Source organism: Mycobacterium aquaticum (assembly GCF_002086485.1).
Classification (GTDB): Bacteria; Actinomycetota; Actinomycetes; order Mycobacteriales; family Mycobacteriaceae; genus Mycobacterium; species Mycobacterium aquaticum.
Genome location: NZ_MVHF01000049.1, coordinates 1 through 13,824, shown reverse-complemented (window position 1 = coordinate 13,824; position 13,824 = coordinate 1). Strand labels below are relative to the sequence as shown.

The following is a 13,824-nucleotide window of genomic DNA, read 5'->3' as shown; positions in this document are numbered from 1 at the left end:
GCAATGGGTCACCCACGACCCTGCTGCCCGGAGCACGCGTCATACGGCTACCCTCGTCAGGTCCCGTGTAACCCGTTGTGCCCCAAGAGCTGTCATACTATTGACGATCGCAAATATTGTCCTATGCAAAACCTGTGGCTTTGGAAAATCCGGCCAACTGAAACAGCCCCCGACGTGGGATACTTTTCGCCATGGCCACGGCGAATCAGGTTGCGACAACGAAGACACCGGTCGACGAACTCGTCGCATTCGAGGCCGCAACGCGCGACCTGGTGGGCGTGGCACTGCGCAGCGTCGAGCAGCTCGAAGTGTCCCTACCACAGTTCCGGCTGCTGCTGACACTGTCCGAGCTCGGCAGGTCCACGTCATCGGACTGCGCACGCGCCCTCGGCGTCGTCGGCTCGTCGGTAACCCGTCTGGCCGACCGGCTGCACAGTTCGGGCCATCTGGTTCGCGGCACGGATCCGACCAACCGCAGCATCGTCACGTTGGAGCTCACCGCCCAGGGCCGCAAACTGGTCAAGCAGGTCAACACGCGGCGCCGCCGGGAGTTGAGTCGCGTGCTCGACACCATCGACGCCGACGAGCGGGCGGCGTGCGCGGCTGTGCTGCGCACGCTGCACGACCATTTCGGCGACGACTACGCGGACGATCTGTACAACCCGATGCCGCTGTAGCCCAACGGTTTCGCTAACTCACCGGTGCGTGGCCGGCGTCAGCGCAGCGACCCACGCCGGGTTGTCGGTGACGAAAAAGCCGACCTCGCCGTCGGGGATCTGGACCACCAGATGCTCGCGGCCGCCCACCACCGCACCTTTGAAGGCCTTGGCCAGCCGCACACCCCTGATCGAGGCGACCGGAATCTCGAAGGCCTTGCCGGTCAGCGTCCGGAACAGCAGCCGTCGCCCGCTCAGCGCGATCAGACCGTTGTTGCACACCATCGGATACCCGGGCGCCGTCGCGCCGCGGTAGACACCCTTCTCCGGACCACGCACCACGCCTTCGGATTCCAGCTCGGCCGCCAACTGCGCGGCGGCAGCCCGGCTACGCCGCCGGAACCAGAAGATGATCGGAATCCAGATCAGCACCTGGACGCCCAGAATGCCCAGAACCAGCACGACCACGAACACCGGCGTACTCACGGGTTGGATTGTCCGGCATCGGCCCGCTCTGCGGCCAGAAACAAGAAAACCCCAGACCAGCTGGGGTTTTTCTGTGGAGCTAAGGGGAATCGAACCCCTGACCTACTCGATGCGAACGAGTCGCGCTACCAACTGCGCCATAGCCCCTGATACCGAGAGGAAAGGCTACCAGCCCGTGGGCCGGGAACCGAAACCGGCTGGTTACTGCCCGGCCGCGCGCGGCAGATCGTATTCGCGGGTGAACGGCACGTAGTCGAGGTGCTCGAAAATCGGGTCTTCGTCGTCGATGTCGAGAACGACCGAACCGGGCCGGCGTAACCGGGACGGTACGACGTCGAGGTTGTGGTCGTCGGTGTTCTCCACGCCCAGCCGAGACCGCATCATGCGCTGGGCGCGCCGACGGCGCAGCTGTTCCTCGATGCGGGTCTGGCGGCGCAGGTAGCCCAGATACAGCACGGTCATGGTGGCGACGGTGCCCAAGACCCACCACGCCGACGGAGTCAGCAGGAATGCCGCGGCCGCAGAGAACACCATGAGCGCAGCGAACACCGCGAGGACGCGCTTGCGGAACTTGTATTTGCGAGCGCTCACCGCTGCGGCGGTCTTGGATTCGAAACGGCGGCTGCGCGAGTCTTTCACCGATGCCGCGGCGGGCGCCTCTTCGGCGTCGTCCTCGCCGTCCTCGTCGGGCTCGGATTCCAGACCCGACGAATCGGCCACATACTCGTACTCGTCGGCAGTGCCGTCGGCCTGCTCGTCGTCGACCTGTTCGTCGTCGGTCTCGGCGGCCTCGGCGGGCTGCGCCGCCGGCTCGTCGAGATCCGTTGGCAGCTGCTCGGTTTCGGCTTCCGCCGCAGCACTGATCTCCGGCTCGACCTCGATGTGCTCGAACTGGTCGGTCGCGGGTTCCTCGGCCTGCAGCGTGCTGACAGGCAGCGCACCGGAATCCTCTTCGACGATGTCGACGTCGAGGTAATCGGGCTCTGCGGGCTCGGCAACCGCGGCGACGACCACCACGGACCGCTCCGGCTTCGCCTCCTCGAACTCGTCGTCGAGTTCTTCGTCGAGGTGGTCACCGGACCGTTGCCAGTGCGGATCGCTGTGGTGCCCCGCGGCCGGACCCCGCCGCAGCCGCTGCGCGTTGCGACCGCCGTTGAGAACCCGCGTCGCGAGTGCGACGTCACTGGTGCGACGGACCGCGTCACGCTTGCTGATCAACATCGGAACCAGCACGAAGAGCCAAAGGACGACGAGAGAAATCCAAAGCAGAGACTGGGGGATGCTTGGCATGAAGCCTGCTCCTTTCCCCATCAGGCTAGGTCTGTGACCAGCGCATCCGTGGGCGGCGCGCCGAGGTCAATTACACACCTGTAATTCAACTGAGACAAGCACCAACAGCCCCAAGTGTCACATTAGTAACAGGTTGCTCGGTGCCGACACCGCGAGATTGCGTCCAGGGTCGTGGATCCGCGCAACCCACGACCCTGCGTGCAATATCAAGGAAACGCCAGCGTCCGGCGGCAAATCAGGCCCAGCTTGCCCGCCCGGCCCGCACCAACGCCTGCGCGGCCGATTCCTTCATCTCGTCGACGGTGATCGCGACGAGCAGATGATCCCGCCACGCGCCGTCGACCTCCAGGTAGCGCCGCAGCAGGCCCTCTTCCCGGAAGCCGACCCGTGCCAGCACCGCCCGGCTGATCGCGTTCTCCGGCCGCACGGTCGCCTCGACGCGGTGCAACCGCACCCCGGCGAAACAATGGTCGAGGCCCAGTGCCAACGCCCCGGTCGCGATGCCGCCGCCGGTCTTCTCACTGGCCACCCAGTACCCGATCCACGCCGAGCGCAGTGCGCCGTGCGTGACGTTGCCGATGGTGAGCTGACCGGCGAACTGCCCGTCCAACTCGATGACATACGGCAGCATGCGGCCTTTCCTGGCCTCTGCGCGCAACCCTGAGCACACCGCCGGCCACGACGAAACAGCGTGGCGCACAGTCCAATCCGCGCCCGATACCGGTTCCCACGGTTCCAGATGGTTCCGGTCGGCGAGCCTGATCCGGCTCCACACCGCCGCGTCACGCAGCCGCACGGGCCGCAGCTTCACCACACCTGCGGGCACCCGCAACGGGCCGAGTGGGTCGGGCCAACCAGGGTGGATCCCACCCGAACGAAAGATGGTCATCGCTAGCCGCGCTGAGCCAGGAACGCCACGTCGACCGTCTCGCCGGTGCGGATCTGTTCGGCCTCGCTCGGGACGACGACCAGACAGTTGGCCTCGGCCAGCGTCGCCAGCAGGTGGGTGGACGCGCCCGGCGTGCCCCCGAGCGCCTGCACGAGGTACTCACCACTGTCCTGGTCACGCATCAACTGACCGCGCAGATAGCCGGTGCGCCCGGCCACCGAACTGATCGGCGACAGCGTGCGGGCCTGCACCACCCGCCGCATCGGTTGGCGTTTACCCAGCGACAACCGGATCAACGGACGCACCATCACCTCGAATACGACAAGTGCGCTCACCGGGTTGGCGGGCAACAAGAACACGGGTACCCGATCACGGCCCAGCTGCCCGAAGCCCTGCACCGAGCCCGGATGCATGGCGATACGGGCCACCTCCATCTCGCCCAGCTCGGCGAGGACCATACGCACGCTCTCGGCCGCGGCCCCGCCGACCGCTCCGGCGATCACCACGATCTCGTTCCGATTCACTTGGCCCTCAACGGTTTCCCGCAGTTCGCCGGGATCGGTGCTGATGATGCCGACGCGGTTGACCTCGGCTCCGGCATCGCGCCCGGCCGCCGCCAGCGCATAGGAGTTGACGTCGTAGACCTGCCCGGTGCCCGGGGTACGGGATACGTCGACCAACTCACCGCCGACGCACATCACCGAAAGCCGCGGGCGCGGGTGCACCAGCACCCGGTCACGGCCGACCGCGGCAAGCAGGCCGACCTGCGCGGGCCCGATGATGGTGCCTGCCCGCACCGCGACATCACCGGGTTGCACGTCGTCGCCGGTACGCCGCACGTAGGCCCCGGACCGCACACCCCGCAACACCCGCACGCGGTTCTGCCCGCCGTCGGTCCACCGCAGCGGCAACACGGCGTCGGCGAGTGTCGGCATGGGCGCACCGGTCTGCACGCGGGCCGCCTGCCGTGGTTGCAGCCGGCTGGGAGTCCGTGCCCCTGCCTCGATCAAACCCATCACCGGCAGGCTGATCTCGCCGTTGCTGCTCTCGTCGGCATCGCCGTCGTCGCTCACCCCGAGCACGTCGACGCTGCGCACTGCATAGCCGTCGATGGCGGCCTGGTCGAACCCCGGCATCGGCCGCTCGGTCACGACCTCTTCCGCGCACATCAGCCCCTGCGCTTCGGCTATGGCCACCCGCACCGGCCGAGGCGCCACCGCGGCGGCGGCCACCCTGGCCTGCTGCTCCTCCACCGAACGCACAACACGCCTTCCTATCCCGTCTCTACCGGGCCCGACGCGCTGCTCTTAGTGCTCGGCCAGGCCCAACCGTTCGACCAACCACCGCCGCAACTCGGGGCCGTAGTCGTCGCGTTCCAACGCAAAGTCAACCGCAGCCATCAGGTAGCCGCCGGGATTTCCCAGGTCGTGTCGAGCGCCGCGGTGCACGACCACGTGCACCGGATGGCCTTCCTCGATCAAGAGCGCGATGGCGTCGGTGAGCTGGATCTCGCCGCCCACTCCACGCGGCACCCGGCGCAGCGCATCGAAAATCGCCCGGTCCAGCACGTAGCGGCCGGCCGCGGCGTAATGCGACGGAGCATCCTCGGGCTTGGGCTTCTCGACCATGCCTTTGACCCGCAGCACGTTCGGATTGTTGGAGTCGGCAACGGGTTCCACGTCGAACACGCCGTAGGCGCTGATCTCGTCACCGGGCACCTCGATCGCGCACAGCACCGAGCCGCCGCGCTTGGACCGGGCCCGCGACATCGTCTCCAGGACGCCGGTCGGCAGCACCAGGTCGTCGGGCAGCAGCACGGAGATGGCGTCTTCGTCGGGATGCAGGCTCGCCTCGACACAGCTCACGGCGTGGCCCAATCCGAGCGGCTCGGCCTGCACGACCGATTCCACCTTGATCAGAGCGGGCGCGCGACGCACCTTCTCGAGCATCTTCACCTTGCCGCGGGCTGCCAGCGTGCCCTCCAGCACCAGGTCCTCGACGAAGTGCGCGACGACGCTGTCCTTACCTTCTGAGGTGACGATGATCAACCGCTCGGCACCGGCCTCCGCCGCCTCGGCGGCGACGAGTTCGATGCCCGGCGTGTCGACCACCGGCAGCAGTTCTTTGGGCACCGTCTTGGTGGCGGGGAGAAACCGTGTCCCCAGGCCCGCAGCCGGAACAACCGCCGTGTACGGAATAGGCAGCACAGGCGGCTTAGCAGACGTGGTCATCATTCACACCCTAACGCGCGTTCTGAAATGGTGGAGGTTGTGACCCCACCGACGAAGAGTGAGCTGCGAGCCGCACTCCTGCAAGCGCGACGCGCGGTACCGCCGGAGCTACGAGCCGCGGAGGCCGAGGCGCTGTGCGGTTGGCTCCCCGGACTCGTCGGCCCGGGCCAGACCGTGTGCGCGTACGTGCCGGTCGGTTCCGAACCGGGTTCCATAGCTCTCCTTGATCGGTTGCTCGAACTCGGCAGCCGCGTGCTGCTCCCCGTGGCCCGCAACGGCGCCGACGGAGTTCCGCTGCCGCTGCAGTGGGCCGAATATCAGCCTGGCACCCTGCGGTCGGCAGATTTCGGCCTGCGCGAACCTGCACCTCCCTATTTACCCGCCGAGACGGTGAATCAAGCGGCCATGATCCTGGTGCCTGCGCTGGCGGTGGACCGGTCCGGCGCGCGGCTGGGGCGCGGCGCGGGCTTCTACGACCGGACCCTGGGTGCCGCGCGCGCGGAGACGAAATTGGTCGCCGTGGTGCGCGACGACGAACTGCTCGACGAGCTGCCCGCCGAGCCCCACGACATCCGGATGACGCACGCGGTGACGCCGACAGGGGGTGTCGTCCTCCTTGCCCGGTGAGCTGGACGACAATCAGCGGGTGCCCGAGCCGGTGAGCGCTGACTTCAGCGCCCGCATGCAGCTGATCGTCGACGTGCTCGCCCAATCCCTGGGCCGCGCCGTGCTGCTCGACGACGAAGAGCTGCACCCGATCACCCACAGTCGTCAGCTCGGTGAACTCGACGATGTCCGCGTGCACAGCGTGCTGCTGCGCGAGACCCGCGCCGAGGTCAAGGCCGACCTGTTCGGCGTCGGGATCGGCACCGCGACCTCGGCGATGTGGACCCCGGCTTTCCCGCAGCACGGGCTGGTGCCCCGGTACTGCGTCCCGGTGCGCACGGCGACCGAGCGCTTCGGCTACCTGTGGATCCTCGACCGCGACGGGGCGTTGTCGGCCGAAGGCCAGCGGCTCGCCGAGCAAGCCGGTGCCGACCTCTTGGCCATCCTCGACCGGCGTAATGCCACGCTGCGTGCGGAGGAGTCCGCCCAGCAGACAGCGCTCACGCGGTTGCTCGGCGCCGCGCCCGGCGAACAGGCCGAACAGGCCGTTCGGGAACTGCAAGCCAGAGGTATGGCCCAACCCGATAGCACCGTGAGCGTTTTCGTGTTCGAACCGGCTACGCCGGGCGCGGGCGATCCCGTCGACCACACCATGGCACTGCGGCTGCGGCTGGCCGCGACAGACCGGTCACGGCAGTGGTTCACCGTGGCCGGCACGCCGACGACGGTGTTGGCAGTGGCGCGTCGCGCAGCGAACACCGTCTCCCCCGCTCCGAGCCTCGACGTCGCCGATACCGCAGCCGAGGTCGTGGCCGACGCCATCGCCGCCAGCTACGGCATCCGGCCCGTCATCGGCGCATCGACCGAGCGGCTGCCGATCACGCAGGCCGCCGTCGCGCTGCGGCAGGCCCGCACGGCGCTGCGGCTGGGACAGATCGGTGCGTCGGATCAGCAGGTCACGGCGTGGTCGAAGCTCGGGTCCTGGCGAACCCTGGCGCTGCTTGCCGAGGCCTACGGCTCCGACCGGTTGATCGAGCTGATCCACCCCGGCATCGTCGCCCTGATCGACGCGCGTCGCGACGACCTGATCCACACCCTGGAGGTGTACCTCGCCACCGGTGGCGATGCGCGCCGCACCGCCGAGGAGCTCTACCTGCACCGCTCGACGCTGTATTACCGGCTGGAGAAACTGACCGAGGCCATCGGCGGCGATCTGGGTGACGGCGAGATCCGGTTCGAGCTGATGCTCGGCATCCGGCTGGCCCGGTTTGCCGGACTGTATCGGCCGCACACGCCGAGCGGCGGCCGTCCGACAGCTGTCTGAACGCGCGCGGAAACTTTCGGACAATTTCGAGCCCAATTTCAACCATCCCTAGCCATCCGAAGGAATAGCGTTCCTCTTCTACCAGCTTGTGACATGAATCACTCCTCGTGGAAGAGTCAGTAATGGGTGAAGCACCAGCGCTGAAAAAGGCGCTCAGCCAGCGACAGCTGAGAATGATCGCTATCGGAGGCGTCATCGGCGCCGGACTGTTCGTCGGATCCGGTGTGGTCATCAAGGACACCGGCCCCGGCTCCTTCATCACGTACGCGCTTGCCGGCGTGCTGATCATCATGGTCATGCGGATGCTCGCCGAGATGGCGGTGGCCAATCCGTCCACCGGTTCGTTCGCGGACTATGCGCGCAACGCGATGGGCAACTGGGCGGGCTTCTCGGTCGGCTGGCTCTATTGGTACTTCTGGGTGGTCGTCGTGGGCTTCGAGGCGATCGCCGGCGCCAAGATCATCCGGTACTGGATCCCGGCCGCCCCGATATGGCTGACGGCGTTGCTGCTCCTCGTCGCGATGACGGCGACGAACCTGTTTTCGGTGTCGTCGTTCGGCGAGTTCGAGTTCTGGTTCGCCGGCGTCAAGGTCGCCGCGATCATCGTGTTCCTGGTCCTGGGCGGGCTTTTCGTCTTCGGCGTCTGGCCGCACAAGTCGATGGACTTCTCGAATCTGACGTCGCACGGCGGCTTCTTCCCGCTGGGCCCGGCAGCCGTCACGGTCGGCGTCGTCACCGTGATCTTCTCGATGGTGGGCGCCGAGATCGCCACCATCGCGGCCGCAGAATCATCCGATCCGGAACGTGCCGTGGCGAAGGCCGCCAACTCGGTGATCCTGCGTATCGCAATCTTCTTCGTCGGCTCGGCGTTCCTGCTGGTGACGATCCTGCCGTGGAACAGCAAGCAGGTCGCGGCGTCCCCCTTCGTGTCGGCGTTCACCGAGATGGGCATCCCCTACGCCGACCACATCATGAACGCCGTGGTGCTCACCGCCGTGCTGAGCTGCCTGAACTCCGGCATGTACACCGCATCGCGGATGCTGTTCGTGTTGGCCGCCCGCCGCGAGGCGCCGCCGCAACTGGTCGCGGTCACCCGCCGCGGCGTTCCCGCCCCGGCGATCCTGACCTCGTCGGTGATCGGCCTCCTGTGCGTCATTGCCGCAGCCTTCTGGCCGGACACCATCTTCGCGTTCCTGCTGAATTCCAGCGGCGCGGTGATCCTGTTCGTCTACCTGCTCATCGCGGTGTCTCAGATCGTGTTGCGCTACCGCACCTCACCGGACAAGCTCAAGGTGAAGATGTGGCTGTTCCCGATCCTGTCGATTCTCACCGCCGCCGGGATCTTCGCCATCCTCGTGCAGATGTTCGTCCAGGGAGGCGACAACCGCAGCGCCCTGACCCTGAGCCTGCTGTCCTGGGCCGTGGTGATCGTGCTGTACGTGGCCAACCGGTGGTACCTGAGCTCCCGGCCCGAGGTGGCCGGCGTCGCGCCAACCGAACATCCGCACCGCGTGCTGGTGCTGGCCAACCAGACGGTGCAGTCCAGCGAGCTGCTCGACGAGCTGCGCCGCATCGGAGCCGACCGGGAAGCCACCTACTACGTGGTGGTGCCCGCCAGCCCCATCGAGACCGGCGCCGCGGCCAGCCACGGACCGCTGGATGTCTGGGAGGCCACGAAACAGGTTGCCCAGCAACGGCTCGACGACACGTTGCAGACGCTGCGCGCCGACGACCTGGATGCCAACGGCGAACTGGGTGACTACCGCCCGCTGCGCGCCCTGTCGGCGGCAGTCGACGCCTTCCATCCCGACCAGATCGTGATCTCGACACTGCCACCGGAGGATTCGGTGTGGGATCGCTTCGACGTGGTCGACCGCGCCCGCGCCGAGCACCAGATCCCCGTCACCCACGTGGTGGCGCGGACCGCGGCACAGGAACCCGCGTCGTGACCATCCTGGCCGCCTTCAGCGCGAGCAGTCAGGGCAGTGCCCCGCTGAACCTGGCCGCACAGCTCGCCCGCACAACCGGCGACAAGGTGGTCGCCGCAGCGGTGGTGGAACGGCCGTGGCCGCCCAGGGGCGATCCGGTCGAAGAGGAGTACCTGCGGTACATCACCGGACAGGCCACCCAGTCGCTGGACCGGGCTGTGGCGGGGCTGCCCAAGGACGTCGACATTCCCACCACGGTGCACCACTCCAGTTCCGTCCCAACGGGTTTGATCGAGCTGGCGGTGGCCAACCAGGCCAATCTGGTGGTGGTCGGGTCGTCGTCCTCGGGCCTGCTGGGCCGGGTCGCGCTGGGCAGCGTCACCGAACGGCTCGTGCACACCGCAGAGGTGCCGGTAGCCATCGCACCCCGTGGCTACCCGCAGAACACCGGGCGGATCCGCAGGCTGACCGCGTCCTACGGCGGCGAGGCCGACGTCAACGGGCTCATCCCGGCGGCCGCCGAACTGGCCGAGAAGTGGTCGGCGAAGCTGCGCATCGTATCGTTCACCGTGCGCAACACCAAGGCGTTCCGCGGCATCATCGAGTCCTCGGCGGAGGATCTGGTGGTGGAACAGTGGACACGACGCACCATCGCCGATATCACCAAGCAGCTCAACGATATTCGTGAACACATGACGGTTCCCGACGTAGACGTGGTGGTGGGCGCGGGACACGACTGGAACTCGGCCGTGGAGAGCGTGTCGTGGGACGCCGGGGACATGCTGCTGCTCGGGTCAGGCGCGGCTGCGCAGTCGGCGCAGGTGTTCCTTGGCTCGGCAGCGGCCAAGATCCTGCGTCATGCGCCGGTCCCGGTGATGATCGTTCCGCGCCGCTAGCCGCGCCGCGGGCGTAGCCCCGCGTCGAGGACCGTCATGACCCGCTCGGACAGGGCTGTCGCGCTGGTGTCGGGCACCTGCCCGTCGCCTGCCGCGACAGCCAGTCCGTGCATCATCAGGTGAATGGTGAGCGTGACGTCCTCCAGCGGCAGGTCGGCGATCTCACCGGCGTCGCGGGCATCCCGCAGTGCCGCCTCGGCCTCCACCCGCAACCGCACCTCGGCTTCGGCGAGCTCGGGATGCCGCGTCCGGTCACGCAGCTCGGGCCCCCGCATCAGGCGGTACAACGCGTGTTCGGCCATCGCGAATTCGATGTAGGCACAGGTCATCCGGTGCAGCGTGGGGATGCCGGGCGCCCCTTGGCTGCGGACCAGTTTCGCCTTGGCGGTGAGATCGTCGAACCCCTGCGTGGCCACGGCGGCCAGCAGTGCCTCTTTGTCGGCGAAATGCCGGTACGACGCGGCTGGCGATACACCGGCCCGGGCGGCCACCGCACGCAGCGTGACACCGGTGGTCCCGGTCTCCGCGAGCAGCGCGCGTGCCTCCACGATCAGCGCGCGGTGCAGATCACCGTGGTGATAGGTCTTGCGACCAGATGTGAACGTCATTAACATCCTTCAATGTGAACAACCGAAACATTACCGTCTGGGGCGGTCGCCTGGCCGTAGCCGGCGCTGGTTTTCATGTGTCGGCAGCGGCCTTGAAACGCAAAGCCGTGTGGTCGCAGATCCTCGACGAAGGCGTCGCCAACACCGTGACGCTCGATCCGCCGCCCGACCGCGTGGCAGTCGCAGAGGCATTCTGGTTCAGCCCCGGCAGTTTCGGGGTGCCACTCGGGCTGATCGGACAGCTCGTGCTGCACATGACCCGCAGGGGGTATCCGGTACCCGTCTGGCTCGGTTGGATCATCGTCGCGTGGGCCTGCTTCCTCGGCGTCATGGTTCCGAAATCGGGCGCATGGGCCATCCTGACGGTCGGCGCGCTCATCATCGCCGGAGAGTCCGGCCACGATCGGAAAGCCCTGCCCGCCAACATCTAACAACTCCAGAGCACGGCAGACATCGCCCGCTTCTCCTTGTCGGACAGCCACAGCCCGTATGTCGTCTTCACGCCGATCTGGCGGGCGACGAACTCACACCGGAAGCCCACCTCCGGCGGGAGCCAACTCGCGGCGTCACGAAAGGCCTTGTCAGAGTTGACCTGTGCGCCGACCGCCAGAAGATTCCGAGGATCGTTCGCGAAATCCTTGCGGCGCTGCGGATCCCAGCGCCGCGCGCCCTTGTACCACGCGTCCGACAACGACACCAGGTGATCGATCTGCACGGCACCGGAGGTGGCCGGGCCTCGGACGAAGGCAATGCCGGTACCCGTGTAGGGATCGCGCAGCGTCCCACTCTGCGCGTAGCAGGTGCCCGGACGCACCACCAGGGCGGCCAGATCCCGACGCAGGATGTCGTCGCGGGTGTTGCAGCCGTTGTGGCCGAACTCGACATCGACGTCGTCGCTCCACGCCTCACCGAACGCCGCGCGGGAGAAATCGCTGCGCCGGTCCCAGCCCTTGACCGGAAGCTGCGACAGCAGTGCGCGAGCCTGGTCGTAGTCGGGTGTGCCCTGCGCCGCGGTCGGAACGCCCGCCTGTGGAACGGGATCGTCGGGCCGCTGCAGCCATGCCACCCCGAGCACCGTGATGACCGCGAGGACCACAATGATTACCGTCGCCCACCCGGTGCGCATACGTCGCCGCGGGGGAATGACCCGACCCACATAGCGGTTCTAGCACTTGAGCCGGTAGAGTGCTAACAAGATTGACTTAGTCGGAGGTTTTCGTGCCTACCTATTCCTATGCATGCACCGAGTGCGGCAATCGGTTCGACGCGGTGCAGGCGTTCAGCGACGATGCGCTGACCACCTGCCCGAAGTGCTCCGGCAAGCTGCGCAAGCTGTTCGGCTCGGTGGGCGTGGTGTTCAAGGGCAGCGGTTTCTACCGCACCGACAACCGGGAGTCGGGCAAGAGCTCGTCCAACGGTTCCACCAAGAGCTCGGAGAGCTCCAGCTCGTCGGAGAAGGCGTCTTCTTCCACGTCCTCCAGCAGCTCGAGCAGCTCGTCGAGCAGTTCCAGCTCCGCCCCGGCCGCTGCCGCGTCGAGCTGACCCGCAGAGTTATCCACAGGCCGGCCACGACACCGTTCCGGCGTCGCATCGCGGCGCCTACGGTGACGCCATGGCCGAATCCCTCAACCCTTCGGCACTGCGCCGGCTGAGCGCTGCGCTGCGCCCGGACTGGACTCGTACGGTCGCCGCCCGCCGCGCCGCAGCCGCGGGCCTGGTGGTGCTTGCCGCCGTCGCCGCCGTGCGCGCCGATCCTAGAGGCGAGCAGGCCCAGATCGCGGTGGCCACCCACGACCTGAAACCGGGCGTCACGCTGACGGCCGAGGACGTCCGAATGGAGAGCCGTCGCTCCGACACCCTGCCCGACGGCGCCCAGACCGACCTCACGGCACTGATCGGCGCCACTGTCGCCGGGCCGGCCCGCCGCGGCGAGGTGCTCACCGACGTGCGCCTGCTCGGGCCCCGACTCACCAAATCCGCAGCGGGACCGGACGCCAGGATCGTGCCGCTGCAGCTGCAGGACACCGCCGTGCTCGACCTGCTCCGGCCCGGTGACGTGGTCGACGTGTTGACAGCGGGCGACACCGATGAATCCCGGCCGCAGGTGATCGCCACGGATGCAGTGGTGGTGCTGGTGTCGGAGAAGCCCAAGGGTGGCGGCGAACGGGTCGCCTTGGTGGCCCTGCCCGCGCGGCCCGCCAACGATGTGGCCGCAGCAAGCCTGGTCGCAGCCGTGACCGTTGTGTTGCATTAGCGGTGCAGACCAGCGACGACCGAACTCTGCTGACACCTGTGCACCTCGGTTAGTGTTCGCTTGTCTGCACTAACACTCGTCACTGCAGGAAGGGTCCCCGCATGTTAAAAGGCTTCAAAGAGTTCATGATGCGCGGCAACATCGTCGACCTGGCGGTAGCTGTGGTCATCGGTACCGCGTTCACCGCGCTCGTCACGAAATTCACCGACAGCATCATCACCCCGCTGATCAACCGCATCGGTGCGGGCAAAGAATCCGATTACGGCATCCTGCGGATCCCGATCGGTGGCGATCAGGCAATCGATCTGAACATCCTGCTGTCCGCAGTCGTCAACTTCGTTCTGATCGCGGCAGTCGTCTACTTCCTGATCGTCATGCCGTACAACGCGTGGCGTAGCCGCAGCCCCGCGCCCGAGCCCGACGCGACCGAGGCCGAACTGCTGACCGAGATCCGCGACCTGCTGGCCGCACAGGCCAAGCAGAACGGCGAGAACAAGCCGTCCTAGCCCCGCACTCATCGGCGACGACGACAGCGGCCCCCGGAGGAATCCGGGGGCCGCCGTGTGTCGCCTGGAGATGTCAGTTCATGTTCCAGGGTTCGCCGTAGGTGGTGACGCTGTCACCGGTGGAGGCGATCAGACGGGCGAACGGACGCA

The 13,824-nt window shown here is 67.3% G+C and carries 16 protein-coding genes, 1 tRNA gene and 1 pseudogene; 9 read left to right on the top strand and 9 right to left on the bottom strand.

Annotated features, from left to right (window positions below; genetic code table 11):
• Positions 1 to 191 precede the first annotated feature (191 nt).
• Positions 192 to 677, top strand: a complete 486-nt coding sequence (locus BST13_RS31710) for a MarR family winged helix-turn-helix transcriptional regulator (RefSeq protein ID WP_083169203.1) — start codon at positions 192 to 194, stop codon at positions 675 to 677.
• An 18-nt stretch (positions 678 to 695) separates the two neighbouring features.
• Here the strand turns inward: BST13_RS31710 and BST13_RS31705 are convergent, their stop codons facing one another.
• The 6 genes from BST13_RS31705 to BST13_RS31680 form a co-directional block, all read right to left on the bottom strand.
• A complete protein-coding gene (locus tag BST13_RS31705; protein ID WP_245839888.1) occupies positions 696 to 1,142 on the bottom strand; it encodes a hypothetical protein in 447 nt (148 codons plus the stop codon).
• Positions 1,143 to 1,216: 74 nt separating this feature from the next.
• Positions 1,217 to 1,289, bottom strand: a tRNA-Ala gene (locus BST13_RS31700).
• A 54-nt stretch (positions 1,290 to 1,343) separates the two neighbouring features.
• A complete protein-coding gene (sepX, locus tag BST13_RS31695; RefSeq protein WP_083169199.1) occupies positions 1,344 to 2,432 on the bottom strand; it encodes a divisome protein SepX/GlpR in 1,089 nt (362 codons plus the stop codon).
• A gap of 235 nt (positions 2,433 to 2,667) precedes the next feature.
• Positions 2,668 to 3,321 carry a GNAT family N-acetyltransferase gene (locus tag BST13_RS31690; RefSeq protein ID WP_083169197.1) on the bottom strand — a complete coding sequence of 218 codons (654 nt, stop codon included), beginning with the start codon at positions 3,319 to 3,321 and terminating at the stop codon, positions 2,668 to 2,670.
• A gap of 2 nt (positions 3,322 to 3,323) precedes the next feature.
• The gene (gene glp / locus BST13_RS31685; RefSeq protein WP_083169195.1) at positions 3,324 to 4,583 is read right to left on the bottom strand and encodes a molybdotransferase-like divisome protein Glp; all 1,260 of its coding nucleotides are present in this window, start codon (positions 4,581 to 4,583) and stop codon (positions 3,324 to 3,326) included.
• A 45-nt stretch (positions 4,584 to 4,628) separates the two neighbouring features.
• Positions 4,629 to 5,552: a UTP--glucose-1-phosphate uridylyltransferase gene (locus BST13_RS31680; RefSeq protein ID WP_083169193.1), complete on the bottom strand. Its 924-nt coding sequence runs from the start codon at positions 5,550 to 5,552 to the stop codon at positions 4,629 to 4,631.
• A 39-nt stretch (positions 5,553 to 5,591) separates the two neighbouring features.
• Here BST13_RS31680 and BST13_RS31675 point away from each other — a divergent pair, with 39 nt between their 5' ends.
• The 4 genes from BST13_RS31675 (at position 5,592) to BST13_RS31660 (ending at position 10,306) form a co-directional block, all read left to right on the top strand.
• Positions 5,592 to 6,179: a 5-formyltetrahydrofolate cyclo-ligase gene (locus tag BST13_RS31675; protein WP_083169280.1), complete on the top strand. Its 588-nt coding sequence runs from the start codon at positions 5,592 to 5,594 to the stop codon at positions 6,177 to 6,179.
• A gap of 19 nt (positions 6,180 to 6,198) precedes the next feature.
• Complete coding sequence (locus BST13_RS31670) at positions 6,199 to 7,482, top strand: PucR family transcriptional regulator (RefSeq protein ID WP_142282882.1); 1,284 nt, start codon at positions 6,199 to 6,201, stop codon at positions 7,480 to 7,482.
• 122 nt (positions 7,483 to 7,604) lie between these two features.
• Positions 7,605 to 9,431, top strand: coding sequence for an amino acid permease (locus tag BST13_RS31665; protein WP_083169189.1), 1,827 nt, complete (start codon positions 7,605 to 7,607; stop codon positions 9,429 to 9,431).
• Positions 9,428 to 10,306: a universal stress protein gene (locus BST13_RS31660; protein ID WP_083169187.1), complete on the top strand. Its 879-nt coding sequence runs from the start codon at positions 9,428 to 9,430 to the stop codon at positions 10,304 to 10,306. Before BST13_RS31665 ends, BST13_RS31660 begins: the two co-directional genes overlap by 4 nt.
• Here the strand turns inward: BST13_RS31660 and BST13_RS31655 are convergent.
• A complete protein-coding gene (locus BST13_RS31655; protein ID WP_158087226.1) occupies positions 10,303 to 10,914 on the bottom strand; it encodes a TetR/AcrR family transcriptional regulator in 612 nt (203 codons plus the stop codon). The genes BST13_RS31660 and BST13_RS31655 overlap by 4 nt on opposite strands.
• 14 nt (positions 10,915 to 10,928) lie before the next feature.
• Between BST13_RS31655 and BST13_RS31650 the strand changes: the two genes are divergently transcribed.
• Complete coding sequence (locus BST13_RS31650) at positions 10,929 to 11,345, top strand: DUF6463 family protein (RefSeq protein ID WP_142282881.1); 417 nt, start codon at positions 10,929 to 10,931, stop codon at positions 11,343 to 11,345.
• Here BST13_RS31650 and BST13_RS31645 read toward each other — a convergent pair.
• The gene (locus tag BST13_RS31645; protein ID WP_245839887.1) at positions 11,342 to 12,010 is read right to left on the bottom strand and encodes an HNH endonuclease family protein; all 669 of its coding nucleotides are present in this window, start codon (positions 12,008 to 12,010) and stop codon (positions 11,342 to 11,344) included. The genes BST13_RS31650 and BST13_RS31645 overlap by 4 nt on opposite strands.
• 122 nt (positions 12,011 to 12,132) lie before the next feature.
• On the opposite strand from BST13_RS31645, the gene BST13_RS31640 reads away from it, so the two are divergent.
• From BST13_RS31640 to mscL, 3 genes are all read left to right on the top strand, one after another.
• Positions 12,133 to 12,456, top strand: a complete 324-nt coding sequence (locus BST13_RS31640; protein ID WP_083169179.1) for an FmdB family zinc ribbon protein — start codon at positions 12,133 to 12,135, stop codon at positions 12,454 to 12,456.
• A 70-nt stretch (positions 12,457 to 12,526) separates the two neighbouring features.
• Positions 12,527 to 13,168, top strand: coding sequence for an SAF domain-containing protein (locus BST13_RS31635; RefSeq protein ID WP_083169177.1), 642 nt, complete (start codon positions 12,527 to 12,529; stop codon positions 13,166 to 13,168).
• A 101-nt stretch (positions 13,169 to 13,269) separates the two neighbouring features.
• Positions 13,270 to 13,674 carry a large-conductance mechanosensitive channel protein MscL gene (gene mscL / locus BST13_RS31630; RefSeq protein ID WP_083169175.1) on the top strand — a complete coding sequence of 135 codons (405 nt, stop codon included), beginning with the start codon at positions 13,270 to 13,272 and terminating at the stop codon, positions 13,672 to 13,674.
• 73 nt (positions 13,675 to 13,747) lie between these two features.
• Here the strand turns inward: mscL and BST13_RS38820 are convergent.
• Positions 13,748 to 13,824: pseudogene (locus tag BST13_RS38820) on the bottom strand (MspA family porin); the annotation flags it as partial.